The organism is Cupriavidus sp. 2TAF22, from assembly GCF_052115045.1.
In the GTDB taxonomy this organism is placed as follows: Bacteria; Pseudomonadota; Gammaproteobacteria; order Burkholderiales; family Burkholderiaceae; genus Cupriavidus.
On record NZ_JBFRFX010000023.1, the window covers coordinates 1 to 15,982 of the forward strand.

Below are 15,982 nucleotides of genomic sequence, written 5' to 3' on the forward strand. Positions count from 1 at the left end.
GTCCCCTCGATCTACCGCAAGCAGACCCCCACCCTGCGCGACAAGTACAACTTCACCGACGAAGAAGTCGAGTTCTTCGACCTGCATATCGTCTCCGACGAAATCCACGGCGAGCGCGGCTACCAGATCGTGCTCGAACACGCCGACACGCCCGAGCTCCAGCAGCGCTGCCTGAAGATCTGCGAGATCGGCGCACAGATGCGCCTGCTCTATACCACCGCCCTCTATCACGACTACGTCGCGCAGGAAATCCCGCTGCCCGAACTCGAACTCGCCGCTTGAGGCCAGCAGGGTAAGGCAGGGCGGCCAGGACACGGCTGCATTGGCATCGACGGCCCCGCGCGGGGCCTGACCGGACGAAAGGCTTGTACATCATGGCAGTAGCAAAGACAGACGAATTCGCCAACCACATCAATGGCGAATGGACCAAGAGCGCCAGCGGGCGAACCTTCGACAACGTCAACCCGGCGGACACGGGCGATATCGTCGGCCGGTTCCAGGCCTCGACGGCGGACGACGCCCAGGCCGCGGTAGCCGCGGCCGCGGCGGCGTTCGAGGCGTGGAAGAAGACCCCGATCACCAAGCGCGCCAAGATCCTCAATGGCGCGGCCGATTACCTGGAAGCGCACGCCGACCAGATCGCCGAGGAACTTACGCGCGAGGAAGGCAAGGCGCTCAACCTGAGCAAGGACGAAATCCTGCGCTCGGCGCAGACCATCCGCTTCTATGCCGTGGAAGGGCAGTCGTTCTCGGGCGAGACCTATCCGCAGGACGATCCGGACATGCTGGTCTACAGCCAGCGCGAGCCACTCGGCGTGGTGACGGTGATCTCGCCGTGGAACTTCCCGGTCTCGATCCCCGCGCGCAAGATCGCGCCAGCACTGATCGCCGGTAACACGGTGGTATTCAAGCCCTCGTCGGACGCACCGCTGAGCGGCTACCGGCTGGCGCAGGCGTTTATCGAGGCCGGCCTCCCGAAGGGTGTGCTCAACTTCATCACCGGCCGCGCCGGCGACGTGGGCGCTGCCATCACCGAAGCGCCGGCAGTGCGCGCGATTTCCTTCACGGGATCCACGGCGGCGGGGCAGCATATCCATCGCTCGGTGTCGCTGAGCACGCGCACGCAGATGGAACTCGGCGGCAAGAACCCGCTGATCGTGATGGAAGACGCCGACCTGGACCGCGCGGTGGACCTCACCATCAAGGGCGGCTTCTCGCTGAGCGGCCAGGCCTGCACCGGCACCAGCCGCGTGCTGGTGATGGCATCGGTCAAGGCCGCCTATACCGAGAAGCTGCTGGCCAAGGTCAGGACGCTCAAGATCGGCAGCGGCATGACCCCGGGCATGGACGTCGGCCCGCTGGCCACGCGCAAGCAGCTCGAGACCGTGCTGGGCTATGTCGAGACCGGCAAGGCCGAGGCCACGCACCTGTGCGGCGGCGAGCGCCTGAGCGGCGGCGAATATGACAAGGGCTTCTACGTCGCGCCGGCCATCTTCACCGACGTCACCCAGCAGATGCGCATCGCCCGCGAGGAAATCTTCGGCCCGGTGATCGCCATCATCGAGGTGAGCAGCTACGCGGACGCCATCGCCAAGGCCAACGACACCGAGTACGGCCTGTCCGCCGCCATCGTGACCAGCAATCCGCGCTATGCGCACGATTTCGCCAACGACATCCAGTCGGGCACCGTCAAGATCAACCGCACCACCACCGGCAACCTGATCAATGCGCCGTTCGGCGGGCTCAAGCAGTCCAGCACCTCCACCTTCCGCGAGTCGGGCCGGGCGGGGCTGGAGTTCTATACGCAGATCAAGACCGTGTACCGCGGTTGCTGAGGCATTGCCGAGACAGCAGCGGACCAAATCCATCAAGAAAGAAAGCAGGAGCAGGACATGAGAAAAGCCATCAAGCTGGAACTGAAGGAAGCCCGTCACATGGTGGCGGCCGCGATCCGCAAGTCGGAGGAAATCGGCGTGCTGGAATCGATCTGCGTGGTCGACGACGGCGGTTACCCGCTGGCGCTCGAGCGCATGGACGGCGCCCGCATCACCGGTCCGCAGATCGCCTGGAACAAGGCCTTCACCGCCGCCGGCCACAAGCGCTCCACCCACCTGTTCAACCAGGCGCCCAACGGCCCCGCGCTGCCGGGCAATGAAGCCTTCGGCATCCAGTGGAGCTTCGAGGGCAAGTTCGCGGTGTTCGTGGGCGGCTTCCCGATCGTGGTCAACGGCGAGGTGATCGGCGGCATCGGCCTGAGCGGCGGCAACGGCGAGCAGGACACCGCATGCGGCGTGGCCGCCTTGCAGGCGCTGCAGGAACTGCTGGCCGGCGACGACCTCAAGGTGCTGGTCGAAGCCGACATCAAGAAGTAACCAAGAAGAAGGGCGCGCGTGCCGCGCGCCTTCGCCTTTCACGCATTGCCGAGTCAGCCATGTCTTACCGTATCCATCTCATCGAATCCCAGCAATCGTTCGAAGTCGGCGCCGACGAATCGGTGCTCGACGGCGCCTTGCGCGCCAACGTGCAAATGGCCCACGACTGCCGCTTCGGCGGTTGCGCCACGTGCCGCGTCAGGCTGGTGGAAGGCACGGTGGCCTATGAGGAATACCCCATGAGCCTGACGCCGGAAGAAGAGGGCGAAGGTTTCGCGCTGGCCTGCCAGGCGCGGCCCACCAGCGACCTCGTGATCAGCACCGCGCGCCCCGGCGAGCCTTGCGCAGAACCGGCGCGGCACACCGCGGTGATCCGCAGGATCGAGCCGCTGTGCGCCGACGTGGTGCACCTGACGCTGGAACTGCCGCAGGCCGAGGCCCTTGATTACCGTCCGGGCCAGTACCTGAAGATCTTCACCGGCGACGGCGTGGCGCGCAGCTTCTCGATGGCATCGGTACCCAGGGACCGCACCGTGGACCTGCACGTGCGCCGCATCCCAGGCGGCTACTTCACCGAACGCCTGCTGTCCGGCCTGCGCTCCGACGACCATCTCGACGTGGAACTGCCGCTGGGCGGCTTCTACTTCCGCAAGGACGACTATCGCCCGCTGGTGATGGTGGCCACGGGCACCGGCCTGGCGCCGATCAAGAGCATTCTCGAATCGCTGATGGACGACCCGGACTGCCCGCCCGTGTCGCTCTACTGGGGCATGCGCACCGAGGCCGATCTCTACCTGCACGAAGAGATCCAGCAATGGGGCGCGCGCCTGTACGACTTCCAGTACGTGCCGGTGTTGTCGCGTGCCGGCGAGGGCTGGAGCGGGCGCCGCGGCCACGTGCAGCACGCGGTGGCCGAGGACTTGCCCGATCTCTCGGAACACGCCATCTACCTGTGCGGCTCGCCGGACATGATCCGCGATGCGCGCGAGACCTTCATGGGCCTGGGCGCCAGCGGCGCGCACATCTACGCGGACAGCTTCACCTTCCAGCGCACCTGACATGGACCATTCCGACGGCAGCCTCGGCGCGCGCCATTCGCCGCTGTTCGCGCAGGTGACGGACACCCTGCGCCAGCGCATCGTGGGCGGCGTCTACCGGCAGGGCGACCGGCTGGTGGAGCACGCGCTGTCGGAGGAACTCGGTGTGTCGCGCGTGCCGGTGCGCGAGGCGTTGCGCGCGCTGGCGACCGAAGGGCTGGTGCGCATCGAGCCGCGCCGCGGCGCCTCGGTGGCGCGCCTGTCGGAGCATATGGCCCGCGAGATGGTGGAAGTGCGCGCCACGCTGGAGGGTCTCAATGCCAAGCTGGCCGCGCAGCGGCGCGATCCGCACCTGGTGACGGAGTTGCAGGAAGTACTGCGCCAGGGCGCCGCGGCAGCGCGCGGCGCAGAAGAAGAGCGCCTGCTGGAGCTCAATTTCCGCTTTCACGAAGTGCTGGGCACCATTGCCGCCAACAGTGTGCTGCAGGACATGATGCGCTCGCTGCGCGAGCGTACCGGGCTGGTGTTCGCGCCGGCCCACCGCCTGCGCGCGCAGCAGAACTGGGACGAGCACGCGCAGATCCTGCAGGCGGTCATCGCCGGCGATGCCGACCTCGCCGCGCTGCTGGCCACGCGCCACGTCTACAGCGCGGCGGACGCCGCCACGCCGGTCACGCCTGCCGCGTGGATCAAGGGATGAACAGCTTGTCGATATAGCACCATCGCCACGACTCGCCCGGCTCGAAGGAGCGGACTACCGGATGCTGGGTGGCGAGGAAATGGCGCGAGGCATGCTGGTTGGGCGAGTCGTCGCAGCAGCCCACGTGGCCGCAGCACAGGCAGATACGCAGGTGCACCCATTCGTCGCCGCTGCGCAGGCACTCCTCGCAGCCATTGGAGCTGGGCGTGACGGAATGGCTTAGCGCGAGGTGCGGACACACCGTTGTCATTGCGGAACTCCATCTTTGGCGCTGGCAGCGCGTTGTCACGCCCGCGCCACGCACGGCACATGCGGCCTGCAGTCGGTTCTTCATTGTAGGCGCCGCCACCGCGAAGGAAAGCGCGGCGCGCCTTCGCGCGCGGACCACGCTTCGCCTAGACTCTACGGGTGGGCGCAGCCGTGCCGCTCGCCGCGGCCCCATGCGCGTGAGGGCGCCATCGTGCGTCCGCCGTTTTCCCGACAGGAGGAGAGTGCTCATGACCTGCAAGATTCAGGTGGTCTTCTACAGCATGTACGGACACGTCTACAAAATGGCAGAGGCCGTGGCGGCCGGTGCGCGCGAGGTGGCGGGCGCGGAGGTGGCGCTGCTCCAGGTCCCGGAACTGGTGCCCGACGCCGTGCTGGAAAAGAGCGGTGCCAAGGCCGCTCGCGCAGCGTTTGCCCATGTGCCGATGGCTGACCCCGACAAGCTGGCCGATGCCGACGCGATCCTGTTCGGCACGCCGACCCGCTTCGGCAACATGTGCGCGCAGATGCGCAATTTCCTGGATCAGACCGGCGGCCTGTGGATGAGCGGCAAACTGGTGGGGAAAGTGGGGAGTGTCTTTACCAGCACGGCTACCCAGCACGGCGGACAGGAAACCACGATCACGAGCTTCCACACCACGCTGCTGCACCAGGGCATGGTGATCGTTGGCGTACCTTATGCCGAGGCGCGGCTGCTCGACATGAGCCAGATCACCGGTGGCACGCCGTACGGCGCCTCCACCCTGACCGCCGCGGATGGCTCGCGCCAGCCCAGCGAGAACGAGCTGGCCATTGCTCGCTACCAGGGGCGCCACGTCGCCGGCATCGCCGCGAAGCTGGCCGGGCAATGACCCGCCATCGGCGAAGCCGATGAGTCCGGGGCGATAGCCGCACGGCAGCCACAACGCCCGGGGGCGCATTCACTGCGCCGCCGGTGATCCCGGCTTGCTGCCCGCCAGCACCGTGGCCACGCGCGCGCGCAATCGCGGCAGCAGGTCTTGCGCGAACCGGGGATTGTGCTTGAACCAGCCCTGGTTGCGCGGCGACGGGTGGGGCAGGGGCAGGCAGTGCTGCAATTCGCGCGGCAAATCGCCCGCTCCGCGCGCCGCGAAGTTCGCCACCGTGGCGGTGACGCCATCGCGCGCGCCGGCGCCCAGGAAGCGCCGCTGTGCATATTGGCCCACCAGCAGCGTCAGCTCGATCTGCGGCAGGCACGCCAGCAGCGCATCCATCCATAGCGGAGCGCATTCCTTGCGCGGCGGCAGGTCGCCGCTGGCGCCGCGCCCCGGATAGCACATACCCATCGGGATGATGGCGAGGCGCGCCGGATCGTAGAACACGGTCTTGTCGACCCCCATCCAATCGCGCAGCCGGTCGCCGCTCGGATCGTCCCACGGGATGCCGCTGGCATGCACCCGCGTGCCCGGTGCCTGGCCGACGATCAGGATGCGCGCCGTGGGGGCAGCCTGGACCACCGGGCGCGGGCCCAGCGGAAGGTGGTCGGCGCAGACGCGGCAGGCGCGGACTCTGGACAGCAAGGTGTCGAGATCGGTTTGCGGCGCGGCGGCCGGCAAAATGGTGAGGCGAGGGGATGCCATACAGCCAGGCAGATCGGAAGCAAGAAGGATGGAAGGATAACGCTTCTCGTGGCGAGACAGCCAAACCGGGGCCGGCGAAGGGAATGGCTTGCGGCCCTCTCTCGCGGGCGCGATCACCGCATCAGAAGCGGTGGCGCATTCCGACCCCGAAGCTGTCGCCATGCGACTGGTCGCTCAGCTTGTCGTAGAAATAGGCCACATAGACATCGGTGCGCCTGGACAGGTTGTAGTCATAGGCGACGCCGGCGGTGTTGCGCCTGAAATCCGCCACGTCGTTCCTGGTCTTGTCGTAGGCATACGAGACCAGCACGCTGCCCGCGCCGAGCGGAACCGATGCGCCGACCTGGCCATTGGTGTGCTTGATGTCGCCGGTGGCGTTGCTGACATTGCTCTTGATGTACTGGCCCTGCGCGAACAGCTTGACCACCTTGAAGTCGTAGCTCACGCCGACCTGCACCGCGTTCTGCTTGTCGAAGCCGGCCAGTGCCGCGGGCGAGGTGACGTCGCCGGGGACGCTGTTGAACTTGACCTGCTGGAAGGCCACGGTGGCGCCGAAGTTGCCGTTGAAGTAGAGCACGTTGCCGCCCCACTTGTTCTTGCCGTTGCTGCCGGCCTGCTCGCCGAAGGCGTAGATCGCATTGACAGTGAGACCGCTGAAGTTCGGCGTGGAATACACCAGCGAATTGCTCCAGCCCGAGTCGCCGATGATGCCCGGGTCGTAGACGCGGCCGTTGCTGGCGGAGAAATAGGTGTGGAAGATCGACGGCGCGAAACTATAAGAGTCGACCAGCGGGTTGAACAGGATCGTGGAGAGGAAATAGGGCGTGGTGTTGCGCCCGAGCTTGAGGGTGCCGGCCGCGGTGCTCTGCAGGCCGACGAAGGCGTTGCGGGTAAACAGCGCGTCGCCGTCGAAGCGGCCTTGCTTGCCGGCGTCGGGGCGGAAGAAGCCGTTGAGGTCGAAGATCGCCTTGAGGCCGCTGCCCAGGTCCTCGGCGCCGCGCACGCCCCAGTACGAGGTCTGCATGCCGCCGCTGTTGACGCCGTAGGCACGCTCGCCGCCGCCGGCCTTGCTGCTGCCGACAAAGGCGTGGTTCAGCGCGGTGGAGGCTACGTGCAGTTGCTCGGCGGCCTTGCGGATCGAGCCGTGGCGGGCCACCGCGTCGAGGTAGAGATACAGGCGAGGCGGGTGGAGCATGGCGTGGGCGCCCGGGCGCTGGTGAGATCGATGCGCTCCCACCAGCAAGGATCGTGCGCGCTCGCATGAAGCACTATCCCGGCAGGGCGACCTCGCGGCGCCCCGTGTGCTCAGGGCACGACCGACAGGAACAGGTAGGCCGCCAGCAGCACCAGGTGCACCACGCCTTGCAGCATCGTGGTGCGTCCGGAATGCAGCGTCAGGGTGCTCACAAGCAAGGTCAGGGCCAGCAGCACGGTTTCCGTCGGCCCCAGGCCCAGCGTGAGCGGCTTGCCGACCACGATGAAGACCGCGGCCACGGTGGGGATGGTCAGCCCGATGCTGGCCAGCGCGGAGCCCAGCGCCAGGTTCATGCTGGTCTGCAGGCGGTCGGCGCGCGCGGCGCGCAGCGCTGCCAGGCCTTCCGGCAGTAGTACCAGCGCGGCGATCACGATACCCACCACCGCCGGCGGCGCGCCGGCGCCCGCTACCGCTGCTTCCACCGTCGGCGAGAGCAGCTTGGCCAGCCCGACCACCGCCACCAGGCAGACCAGCAGCATGCCGCCGCTGGCCAGTGCAATGCGCGTGGGCGGGGGCGGAGCGTGCACGCTCTCGTCCGAGTTGCCGGGCACGAGGAAGTAGTCGCGGTGACGCACGGTCTGCACGAAGACGAAGCTGCCGTAGAGCACCAGCGAGGCAATGCCCGCGAACGCCAGTTGCGATTGCGACAGCATCGGCCCTTGCACGGCGCTGGTGTAGTTGGGGAGCACCATGGTGAGCCCCGCCAGCGCGGCCAGCACGGCCAGCGCGGCGGTGGCGCCGGGGGCCTGGAAGGCCTGCTCGCGATGGCGCAGGCCGCCCACCAGCAGGCACAGGCCGACGATGCCGTTGCACACCAGCATGGCCGCGGCAAACACGGTGTCACGCGCCAGGCCGGATTTTTCCGGGCCGGATGACAGCATCACCGAGACGATCAGCGCCACCTCGATCACCGTTACCGCGATGGCCAGCACCAGCGTGCCGAACGGCTCGCCGACCTTGTGCGCCACCACCTCGGCATGGTGGACGGCGGCAAACACCGAGCCGGCCAGGGCTACGGCGGCCAGCAGCAGAAGTATTGCCTGGCCTGGCAAGGCCATGCCCGCGGCCAGGATGCCCCAGGCCGACAGCGGCAGCCAGAGGGTCCAGGCAGGCAGTTTCGTCGAAGTCAAAGTCATCCGTTCTCCCGTTCTTTCTGATGGTTCTATTGGTGGTTCTGATGGTCTTGCGATCGGTGTGCGATCGGTGCGCGACAGAAATTGTGATGAATGTGCCGCAAGTCGCTGCGCCCGATAGTGCACCCGCGGCGCGCTTCCTGGCCGTCGCCACCATTGCGTCCTATTGTGGTTCAGCCTGCGATCGCCGCGCGCCACCAGGCTGCGTGGCGCAGATAAGGCAGTCGGACGGGCGGTTCGGTTCCCGAGAATTCGAATGTATTCGATGGAATTGGCGGTGGATTTGCCGGAATTGCGGTCGTTTTGGCGAATTTTTCGATGCGTCGGGGCTTGGGGGGGACGGCGCGGCCGAGCGCCGCCCGCGCCCGATGCATGGCACGGAGGCTATGCAGTCACCCGGACGGGCCTCGCCCCGTCCCATCACCGGTCCGGCGCAGGCTGGGCCAAAGCGTTTCCACCATGGAGCACACTCATGCAAAAGTACGGATCGGCGAAATGGCAGGGCGGCATCAAGGACGGGCAGGGCAGCATCTCCGCCCAGAGCGGCGTGCTCAAGGACGCACCCTACGGCTTCAAGGCCCGCTTCGAGGGCGGTCCTGGCACCAATCCCGAGGAACTGATCGGGGCGGCCCATGCGGGGTGCTTCTCCATGGCGCTCTCCCTCATCCTCGGCGAGGCCAAGATGGTCGCCGAGAAGATCGAGACCAAGGCCACGGTCACCCTGGACAAGGACGGTGCCGGTTTCACCATTACCGCGGTGCAACTGGACGTGACCGTGCGCGTGCCGGGCGCCGACAAGGCGGCCGTGGAGGGCTGCCTGCAGGCGGCCAAGGCAGGCTGTCCGGTATCGAAGGTGCTCAAGGCGGAAATCAGCATGAACGCCACGGTGGAGACCTGAGCGTGCCAGCCGCGCGGCGCCGGGAGATTCCGCCCCGGCACGCCGGCATCAACTCTCCGGGCATGCCCTGCCTGGCTTCCTATAATGAAATTTCCCTGTCGGACCCCGTCGCGTCGGGGCTTGGCAGTGTGTGCGTTCGCCGGACGGAACGCGTCTCCTATATCCAGACCTATCAAAGATAAGGCAGACATCATGCATAGCAGTGAAGCAGTCCTGACCCAGGCCCGGGCAGCCATTGCCCACGTGCCGTTTCACAGCCATCCCATCCATCCCACCATCCACCTGCGCCTGAGCGACGGCGCGCTGATCCTCGAAGGCGAAGTCCCTGATATTGTCGACAAGTCCCGCGTGGCGACCATGGTGCGCCGCGTCGACGGCGTCCCCGAGGTGATCGACCACCTGCGCATCGCGGCCGAGGGCACGCCGGTGGGCGACGGGGAACTACGCAACTCGATCTGTGTGCGCTTGCTGCAGGCCATCGATTTCCGCAATTGCCGCATCTGCGCACATACCAAGGGCCGGATGGAGCCGGTGCGCGAAGCAGTGGGCGAATCCAGCGGCGAGATCGCCATCGAAGTCAACGACGGCGTGGTGACGTTACGGGGCCACGTGATCAGCCTGTCGCACATGCGCCTGGCCGGCGTGCTGGCATGGTGGTCGCGCGGCTGCCGCTGCGTGATCAACGAGCTGGTGGTGGCGCCGGCCGAGGACGACCGCGACGACGAAGTCACCGAGGCGCTGCGCCTGGTGCTGGAGACGGATCAGTTTGTCGATGCCGACCGCATCCGCGTGCAGACCACCAACCGGGTCGTGACGCTCGAGGGCTATGCCACCAGCGATGCTGCCCGGCGCCAGGCTGAACGCGACGCCTGGTATTTGTACGGGGTGGAGGATGTGGTCAACCGTATCGTCCTGAGCAACTAGCAACTAGCAACTAGCAACCAGCAACCAGCAACCAGCAACCAGCAACCAGCAACCAGCAACCAGCACCGGACACTGGCGGCCGGCGTAGCACTCGCGTGCTACGCCCCGCCCGTGGCGCGCGGCATGTCTTCCACGCGCCAGTAGCGCCGCTGCGCCCGCAGCGCAAAGCGTGCCCGGTAGTTCGACATCGACATCCCCGTGGCCCGCTGGAACAGCCGGCGGAACGCTGCCGCATCGCTGTAGCCGCAGGCTTCGGCCACCGCCTGCGAGCCGTGCAGCGTCACCTCGAGCAAGGTCTTGGCGCGCTCCACGCGCAGCGTATGCAGGTAGTCCAGCGGGGTCATGCCGCTGACCTGGCGGAAGTGCCGCAGCAAGGTGCGCTCGCTCACCGCGGCTGCCTCGGCCACCTGTGCCAGCCGGTAAGGCGCGTCCACGTTGGCCTGCAACCAGCGCATGGCGCGGTAGACCGGGCTGTCGGCGGTACGGCTCATCCAGCGCTGGGACACCAGCTCCGGCGTCAGCTGCTGGCGCTCGGCCTGGTACAGCAGCAGCCGCGAGCACGCCTGCGCGAGGTCGGGGTCGTGCAGGTGGCCCAGCACGCGCAGCATGAACTCCGTCTGCAGCGCCGGCGCCACGCAGCCAAACACGCGCTGGTGCACGCTCATGGGTTCGCTGGCGGAGAAATCGCAGCGCGCGTAGCGCCTGGCCATCCAGCCATGGAACGGCCACGGCGCGCCCATGCGCGCACCGTCCAGCAGGCCGAGCTCGGCGGGGAAGGCGATGCCGCACTCCCCGGCGGCAATCCATCCGCCCGCCTGCGCGTGCCGCTCCAGCAGCCGCAGCGCCGGTCCCGCGCCGCTGACGATTTCTTCGAGGTGCAGCGCATTGCGCGCATGCATGCCAGGTACCACCACCAGCGCGTTGCCATCTTCCGTCCGGCGCCGGCGCCGTGCCGGCTCGAGCCCCAGCGCCGGCAACGGCAGCGCACGGCCCGAGGGACCGACGATCGTCCAGCTCAGGCGAGGCTCCGCATCGGGGCGCTGCAGGCGGGCCACGCCGGCCGCGGTGCGCAGCACGTCGAGCGCGCCGAACAGCATGCCGGGCTTGGCTTGCGGCAGCCATAGCAGGCGCACGTGCAGCGGCGCGGCGCTGCTCACGGGGCTGGCGGTGCTGCCGGCCGGGACGGCCGAAGCGGGTGCGGGGGAGGGTGTCATGGCGGGATCGGCATTCCAAATGGCGGGATTGATCCTACCTTGCCGCGCGCGCAAGGGCTAGCATCGTCGCTCGGCCGGCAACCCGCCCGCCGCCACAACAACGATGCAAACAGGAGACTTCATGCAGCCATCCCTGCGCCGACTCACCCATGCCGCCGCCGCCGTGCTCGCGCTGGCCCTTGGCTCCGCCGGCAGCGCCCGCGCGGCCGACCAGCAACTGCTGGACGGCGCCCGCGCGGCAGAGCCCGCGGTGATCCAGTCGCTCAAGGACATGGTGTCGATCGAGTCAGGCAGCGCCAACGCCGCCGGCCTGGCGCAGATGGCCAGCTTCACCGAAGGCCGCCTCAAGGCACTGGGCGCCACCACCGAGCGCATTGCCGTCACGCGCGGTCCGGGCACCATGGTCAAGGGCACCTTCACCGGCAACGGCCGGCGCCGCATCATGCTGATCGCGCATATGGATACGGTCTACGGGCCCAATACGCTTGCTACCCAGCCGATCAGGCAAGACGGCAACCGCCTGTACGGTCCCGGCATTGCCGACGACAAGGGCGGCATCGCCGTGATCCTGCATTCGCTGGCGCTGCTCAAGGCGGCCGGCTGGCAGGACTATGCGCAGATCACCGTGCTGTTCAATCCCGACGAGGAAGTGGGATCGCCGGGCTCGGGCGACACCATCGCCAGACTGGCCGAACAGCATGACGTGGTGCTTTCCTGCGAGCCCTCGGCCGGGTCCGTGGTCATGAAGGGCCAGCCGCTGCTGCTGGCCTCGGCCGGCGTCGCCACTGCGACGCTCGACGTCAAGGGCCGCGCCGCGCATGCCGGCGCCGCGCCGGAGCTGGGCCGCAACGCGCTCTATGAACTCTCCTACCAGATGCTGCAGACGCGCGACGTGGCCAGGGACGTGCCCGGCGCCGCCCTGGTCTGGACCCGCGCCAGCGCCAACGGCCCCCTCAACCAGATCACCGAGAAGGCCGAAGCCGTGGGCGACGTGCGCCTGACGCAGCCCGGCGCGCTGGAAAAGCTGCAGACCGCGCTGCAGGCCAAGCTGGCCTCCGGCAAGCTCATCCCGGACACGGAAACCACGCTCAGCCTCACGCCGGGCCACCCGCCCTACGTGGCGGACCAGCGCAGCCGCGCGCTGGCGGCACGTGCGCAGGGTATCTACAAGGAGATCGAGCGCGAGCTGACGCTGGTGCCGCAGACCGGCGGCGGCACCGATGCGGGCTACGCCGCCCGCTCGGGCAAGCCCACGGTGCTGGAGAGCTTTGGCCTGGCGGGCTTTGGCTATCACGCGCGCGATGAATATATCGAGATCGACTCGATCGTGCCGCGTCTCTACCTGATGTCCCGCATCTTGCAGGAGATCGGCCGCAACTGATGTGATGCTGTTCGTCTGGGGCATGGTCAGCTTTGCCGTGGTGCCCGCCACCCAGGCGCGCGTGCCCGACAAGGGCACGCGCGCAATGGCCTGACGCGCGCCTGCGGCGCAGCGCGACCCTGCGCGCGCTGCCAGTCTCGCTGTACGATATGCGCAGCCGCTTGCGCCGGTCCTGGCCGGCGAGCGATCCAACGCAACGCTTGCCCACGGCCACGCATGGACTACGCGCATATCCTCCAACGCATCCACCGCGATATCGCGCCCCTGCTCGGCCAGGGCCGGGTGGCGGACTATATCCCCGAGCTGGCCAACGTATCCGCCGGGCATTTCGGCATGGCCCTGGTCTTCGCAGACGGCCGCAGCCATTGCGTGGGCGACGCCGCCGTGCCGTTTTCCATCCAGAGCATCTCCAAGCTGTTCGCCTGCACGCTGGCCTTCCAGCTGCTCGGCGAAGACCTCTGGCAGCGCGTAGGGCGCGAGCCCTCAGGCAACGCCTTCAATTCGCTGGTTCAGCTCGAGTACGAGCAAGGCCTGCCGCGCAATCCCTTCATCAACGCCGGCGCCCTGGTGGTGACGGATGTCTTGTGCAGCCGCTTCGTACAGGCCGAGACCGCACTGGTTCAGTTCCTGCGCCGCCTCAGCGGCAATCCCGCGATCGACTACGACACGCGCGTGGCGCAGTCCGAAGCCGGCCACGCCGAGCGCAACCGCGCCATGGCCTACTTCATGAAGAGCTTCGGCCGGCTCGAGATGCCGGTCGACAAGGTCATCGAGGCCTACTGCCGGCAATGCGCCATCGCCATGAGCTGCGAAGACCTCGCCCGTGCCGCGCTGTTCCTCGCCCACGGCGGGGTGGTGCCATGGAGCGGCGAGCGCATCCTCGGTGCCAGTCCCACCAAGCGGCTCTCGGCCCTGATGCTGACCTGCGGTACCTACGATGCTGCCGGCGATTTCGTCTACCGCGTCGGCCTGCCCGCCAAGAGCGGCGTCGGCGGCGGCATTGTTGCTGTCCTGCCACACCGTTGGGCTGTTTGTGTGTGGTCGCCGGGCCTGGACCACAGCGGCAACTCGCTGGCCGGGGTGCAGGCGCTGGAATGGCTGACAACGCTCAGCGGGCACTCTATCTTTTGATACGATGGCGGATAGATCCCTGCGTCGGCCCGTGGATGATGCGCAAGCGTCACCGGTCGCGCGCCGCGCCGGGATCGCCCCTATAAGAACGGAGACAGTCATGCCATATGAGATTGCCTGGAAGAAGCGTGTGTTCGAGACACACGAGGTGCAGGTGCTGGTGCGCGCCAAGACGCCCAGCGCATGGGACTACACGGTGCGCGTGTGCCGGCCCGGCACCAATATCCGGGCCGCGAGCACCCTGGTGGAATCAGCGAAACCCGCCGAGCAGTATTCCACGCCCGAGGCGGCGGAGGCCGCGGGGTTCGTGCACGGAAAGGAGATGGCAGAGCGCCTGCCTTAGCATCCGGCGGGTCAGGAACACGTGTGTTCCGCCATGCAGGTCGTCACGCTGTAGACGACCTCGCGGTCCGCGGAGCACTGCGTCGCCGGCGTGCGTCTGCGCGCGGATCGGAAAGGTTCATGCCTGGCCGCGCCGGTAGACCGCCAGCACGCCCGCCAGGGCGATCAGCGTCGCACCCGAGACGCGGTTCAGCCAGCGCATGCCGCTTTCCCGGAAGGCGTGCATCACGCGCGCCCCAAGGATGGCGTAGACCAGCATCGCCAGCAGGTTCAGCAGGGCGAGCACCGCCATGATCAGCGCGTACTGCGGCAGCAGCGGGGCGCCGGTGTCGATGAACTGCGGCAGGAAGGCGGACATGAACAGCAGGGCCTTGGGATTGGTTGCCGCCACCAGGAAGCAGCGCGTGAACAGTTCGCGGGCGGGAGCGCTTTCGCGCGCGCCGCGGATGCCAAGCTCGCCGGCGTCGGCCGGGACGGCGCCAACCCTGGCGCGCAACAGCTTCCATCCCACATAGGCCAGGTAGGCGGCGCCGATCCACTTGAGCGCGCGGAAGGCGACCTCCGAGGCGGCAATCACCGCCCCCAGGCCGGCCGCGGCGGTGGCCACCAGCAGCATGTCGGCGCAGACCGCGCCGGCCATGCCCCAGCAGGCCGCGCGCACGCCGAAGCGCGAGCCGTTGCTCAGTGCCAGCAGGACGGTGGGCCCGGGCGTGGCGATAGTGACGGCAGAGGCCAGCAGGAACAGGAGCAGCGTTGAGTGCGTCATGGCGGTTTCCGAAAGATGCCGAAGGGCGCGAATGCGAGGCGAATGCGGTGCGTATGCGGCAGGGTGCGAACTGGCGCCAGCCATTCTAGCGCCAGCGCATGCCGCTGCTATTTCTCCGCCATCCAGCGCGCCACGGCCTGCACGACCTGCGGCTCGATGCCGTTGAAGCCGTGGTAAGCCATGGCCTCGCAGGGATCGCCCACATTGTTGCCGCCGTCGAACTTGATCAGGCCGGCCTTGGGCGTCTTGGCCAGCTTGTCCATCAGGCCCTGTACGTCGGCGAACGGGCAGAGCTTGCAGCCGTCCTGCTCGTGGTGGACGACCAGCACCGGCATCTTGAGCTTGTCAAGCTCCATGGCGGGCACGGGGCGGCCGCGCTCTTCGCGCAGGATGGTGGACGTGAGCACGATGCCGTCGGGGCCGCCGCCGTCCGCCAGCCGGATAGCGATGGCAGCGACGGATTGCGTGCCGCGGCTGGTGCCGACCAGCCAGACCGGCACGTTGGCGTGGTTGCGCATCCAGGCGATCACGGCCCTGGCGTCCTGCGCGTGCTCGGCGCTCTGCCGGAAGCCGTTGAGGAAGGGCGGCACCAGGTGGTCGCTCGGCGCGTCGACCACGGCCACGGCGAGGCCGTTGTCCACGAACAGTTGCCGCGCGCGCACCAGGAAGTTGTTGGCGCCCCAGCCGAAACTGCCGCCGGGCGCGATGCGCAGGCCGCCGTGGCCGCCCGCGTAGAGGATGACTGCCGCCCTGGGCTGCGCGGGCGCGAGGTAGAGCAGGCGCTGCGTGATGCCGGGCCTGGTGGGGATGTCGACCACCTCGGGCGCGCTTTGCGCGTGCGCCGGCCGGACGGCCAGCCAAAGCGCGGCGAGCACCAAGGCGGACAGTAGCGCGGCGGCGTGCAGGCGGGCGAGTCCGGACGCTGGGCGATTCGGCATGGTTGTCTCCGTGGGTGGCAAGGCCC

18 protein-coding genes are annotated in these 15,982 nt (G+C 68.0%); 11 read left to right on the forward strand and 7 right to left on the reverse strand.

Going from position 1 to position 15,982, the window contains the following annotated elements:
- From AB4Z48_RS25040 to AB4Z48_RS25060, 5 genes are all read left to right on the forward strand, one after another.
- The coding region (locus AB4Z48_RS25040; RefSeq protein ID WP_441618936.1) for an iron-containing redox enzyme family protein at positions 1-282 on the forward strand (282 nt) is incomplete at its 5' end.
- 92 nt (positions 283-374) lie between these two features.
- Positions 375-1,835, forward strand: a complete 1,461-nt coding sequence (locus tag AB4Z48_RS25045) for an aldehyde dehydrogenase family protein (RefSeq protein ID WP_441618938.1) — start codon at positions 375-377, stop codon at positions 1,833-1,835.
- Between the two features lie 57 nt (positions 1,836-1,892).
- Positions 1,893-2,372: a GlcG/HbpS family heme-binding protein gene (locus tag AB4Z48_RS25050; RefSeq protein WP_441618940.1), complete on the forward strand. Its 480-nt coding sequence runs from the start codon at positions 1,893-1,895 to the stop codon at positions 2,370-2,372.
- Positions 2,373-2,431: 59 nt separating this feature from the next.
- The gene (locus AB4Z48_RS25055) at positions 2,432-3,430 is read left to right on the forward strand and encodes a 2Fe-2S iron-sulfur cluster-binding protein (RefSeq protein WP_441618942.1); all 999 of its coding nucleotides are present in this window, start codon (positions 2,432-2,434) and stop codon (positions 3,428-3,430) included.
- A 1-nt stretch (position 3,431) separates the two neighbouring features.
- Positions 3,432-4,109 (forward strand): GntR family transcriptional regulator, encoded by a 678-nt coding sequence (locus AB4Z48_RS25060; protein WP_441618944.1) that lies wholly within the window; start codon positions 3,432-3,434, stop codon positions 4,107-4,109.
- Here the strand turns inward: AB4Z48_RS25060 and AB4Z48_RS25065 are convergent.
- Complete coding sequence (locus AB4Z48_RS25065; protein ID WP_441618946.1) at positions 4,099-4,359, reverse strand: UBP-type zinc finger domain-containing protein; 261 nt, start codon at positions 4,357-4,359, stop codon at positions 4,099-4,101. The genes AB4Z48_RS25060 and AB4Z48_RS25065 overlap by 11 nt on opposite strands.
- Positions 4,360-4,606: 247 nt before the next feature.
- Here AB4Z48_RS25065 and wrbA point away from each other — a divergent pair, with 247 nt between their 5' ends.
- Positions 4,607-5,227, forward strand: a complete 621-nt coding sequence (gene wrbA / locus AB4Z48_RS25070; RefSeq protein WP_441618948.1) for an NAD(P)H:quinone oxidoreductase — start codon at positions 4,607-4,609, stop codon at positions 5,225-5,227.
- A 69-nt stretch (positions 5,228-5,296) separates the two neighbouring features.
- Here wrbA and AB4Z48_RS25075 read toward each other — a convergent pair whose 3' ends face one another.
- The 3 genes from AB4Z48_RS25075 to AB4Z48_RS25085 all read right to left on the reverse strand — a co-directional run bounded on the left by AB4Z48_RS25075 (position 5,297) and on the right by AB4Z48_RS25085 (position 8,365).
- On the reverse strand, positions 5,297-5,974 hold the full coding sequence (locus AB4Z48_RS25075) for a uracil-DNA glycosylase family protein (RefSeq protein WP_441618950.1): 678 nt from the start codon (positions 5,972-5,974) through the stop codon (positions 5,297-5,299).
- 121 nt (positions 5,975-6,095) lie between these two features.
- Entirely contained in the window at positions 6,096-7,169 is a 1,074-nt protein-coding gene (locus tag AB4Z48_RS25080) for a porin (protein ID WP_441618952.1), read from the reverse strand.
- 110 nt (positions 7,170-7,279) lie between these two features.
- Positions 7,280-8,365 (reverse strand): calcium:proton antiporter, encoded by a 1,086-nt coding sequence (locus tag AB4Z48_RS25085; protein WP_441618954.1) that lies wholly within the window; start codon positions 8,363-8,365, stop codon positions 7,280-7,282.
- A 469-nt stretch (positions 8,366-8,834) separates the two neighbouring features.
- On the opposite strand from AB4Z48_RS25085, the gene AB4Z48_RS25090 reads away from it, so the two are divergent.
- Positions 8,835-9,260 (forward strand): OsmC family protein, encoded by a 426-nt coding sequence (locus AB4Z48_RS25090; protein WP_441618956.1) that lies wholly within the window; start codon positions 8,835-8,837, stop codon positions 9,258-9,260.
- Between the two features lie 192 nt (positions 9,261-9,452).
- A complete protein-coding gene (locus AB4Z48_RS25095; RefSeq protein WP_441618958.1) occupies positions 9,453-10,184 on the forward strand; it encodes a BON domain-containing protein in 732 nt (243 codons plus the stop codon).
- A gap of 98 nt (positions 10,185-10,282) precedes the next feature.
- On the opposite strand, the gene AB4Z48_RS25100 is transcribed toward AB4Z48_RS25095, so the two are convergent.
- A complete protein-coding gene (locus AB4Z48_RS25100; protein WP_441618960.1) occupies positions 10,283-11,398 on the reverse strand; it encodes a GlxA family transcriptional regulator in 1,116 nt (371 codons plus the stop codon).
- Positions 11,399-11,519: 121 nt separating this feature from the next.
- Between AB4Z48_RS25100 and AB4Z48_RS25105 the strand changes: the two genes are divergently transcribed.
- The 3 genes from AB4Z48_RS25105 to AB4Z48_RS25115 all read left to right on the forward strand — a co-directional run bounded on the left by AB4Z48_RS25105 (position 11,520) and on the right by AB4Z48_RS25115 (position 14,253).
- Positions 11,520-12,779 (forward strand): glutamate carboxypeptidase, encoded by a 1,260-nt coding sequence (locus AB4Z48_RS25105; RefSeq protein ID WP_441618962.1) that lies wholly within the window; start codon positions 11,520-11,522, stop codon positions 12,777-12,779.
- A 216-nt stretch (positions 12,780-12,995) separates the two neighbouring features.
- A complete protein-coding gene (locus AB4Z48_RS25110) occupies positions 12,996-13,910 on the forward strand; it encodes a glutaminase (protein ID WP_441618964.1) in 915 nt (304 codons plus the stop codon).
- A 100-nt stretch (positions 13,911-14,010) separates the two neighbouring features.
- Complete coding sequence (locus AB4Z48_RS25115) at positions 14,011-14,253, forward strand: hypothetical protein (RefSeq protein ID WP_441618966.1); 243 nt, start codon at positions 14,011-14,013, stop codon at positions 14,251-14,253.
- Between the two features lie 117 nt (positions 14,254-14,370).
- Here AB4Z48_RS25115 and AB4Z48_RS25120 read toward each other — a convergent pair whose 3' ends face one another.
- Positions 14,371-15,018 (reverse strand): LysE family translocator, encoded by a 648-nt coding sequence (locus AB4Z48_RS25120; protein WP_441618968.1) that lies wholly within the window; start codon positions 15,016-15,018, stop codon positions 14,371-14,373.
- A 107-nt stretch (positions 15,019-15,125) separates the two neighbouring features.
- A complete protein-coding gene (locus tag AB4Z48_RS25125) occupies positions 15,126-15,956 on the reverse strand; it encodes an alpha/beta hydrolase family protein (protein ID WP_441618970.1) in 831 nt (276 codons plus the stop codon).
- Between the last annotated feature and the right edge of the window lie 26 nt (positions 15,957-15,982).

Excerpts from the sequence above, each read along its gene's own strand:
- AB4Z48_RS25045 (WP_441618938.1), top strand. The coding sequence starts at position 375 with ATGGCAGTAGCAAAGACAGACGAATTCGCCAACCACATCAATGGCGAA.
- AB4Z48_RS25050 (WP_441618940.1), top strand. The coding sequence starts at position 1,893 with ATGAGAAAAGCCATCAAGCTGGAACTGAAGGAAGCCCGTCACATGGTG.
- AB4Z48_RS25055 (WP_441618942.1), top strand. The coding sequence starts at position 2,432 with ATGTCTTACCGTATCCATCTCATCGAATCCCAGCAATCGTTCGAAGTC.
- AB4Z48_RS25060 (WP_441618944.1), top strand. The coding sequence starts at position 3,432 with ATGGACCATTCCGACGGCAGCCTCGGCGCGCGCCATTCGCCGCTGTTC.
- AB4Z48_RS25065 (WP_441618946.1), bottom strand. The coding sequence starts at position 4,359 with ATGACAACGGTGTGTCCGCACCTCGCGCTAAGCCATTCCGTCACGCCC.
- wrbA (WP_441618948.1), top strand. The coding sequence starts at position 4,607 with ATGACCTGCAAGATTCAGGTGGTCTTCTACAGCATGTACGGACACGTC.
- AB4Z48_RS25075 (WP_441618950.1), bottom strand. The coding sequence starts at position 5,974 with ATGGCATCCCCTCGCCTCACCATTTTGCCGGCCGCCGCGCCGCAAACC.
- AB4Z48_RS25080 (WP_441618952.1), bottom strand. The coding sequence starts at position 7,169 with ATGCTCCACCCGCCTCGCCTGTATCTCTACCTCGACGCGGTGGCCCGC.
- AB4Z48_RS25085 (WP_441618954.1), bottom strand. The coding sequence starts at position 8,365 with ATGACTTTGACTTCGACGAAACTGCCTGCCTGGACCCTCTGGCTGCCG.
- AB4Z48_RS25090 (WP_441618956.1), top strand. The coding sequence starts at position 8,835 with ATGCAAAAGTACGGATCGGCGAAATGGCAGGGCGGCATCAAGGACGGG.
- AB4Z48_RS25095 (WP_441618958.1), top strand. The coding sequence starts at position 9,453 with ATGCATAGCAGTGAAGCAGTCCTGACCCAGGCCCGGGCAGCCATTGCC.
- AB4Z48_RS25100 (WP_441618960.1), bottom strand. The coding sequence starts at position 11,398 with ATGACACCCTCCCCCGCACCCGCTTCGGCCGTCCCGGCCGGCAGCACC.
- AB4Z48_RS25105 (WP_441618962.1), top strand. The coding sequence starts at position 11,520 with ATGCAGCCATCCCTGCGCCGACTCACCCATGCCGCCGCCGCCGTGCTC.
- AB4Z48_RS25110 (WP_441618964.1), top strand. The coding sequence starts at position 12,996 with ATGGACTACGCGCATATCCTCCAACGCATCCACCGCGATATCGCGCCC.
- AB4Z48_RS25115 (WP_441618966.1), top strand. The coding sequence starts at position 14,011 with ATGCCATATGAGATTGCCTGGAAGAAGCGTGTGTTCGAGACACACGAG.
- AB4Z48_RS25120 (WP_441618968.1), bottom strand. The coding sequence starts at position 15,018 with ATGACGCACTCAACGCTGCTCCTGTTCCTGCTGGCCTCTGCCGTCACT.
- AB4Z48_RS25125 (WP_441618970.1), bottom strand. The coding sequence starts at position 15,956 with ATGCCGAATCGCCCAGCGTCCGGACTCGCCCGCCTGCACGCCGCCGCG.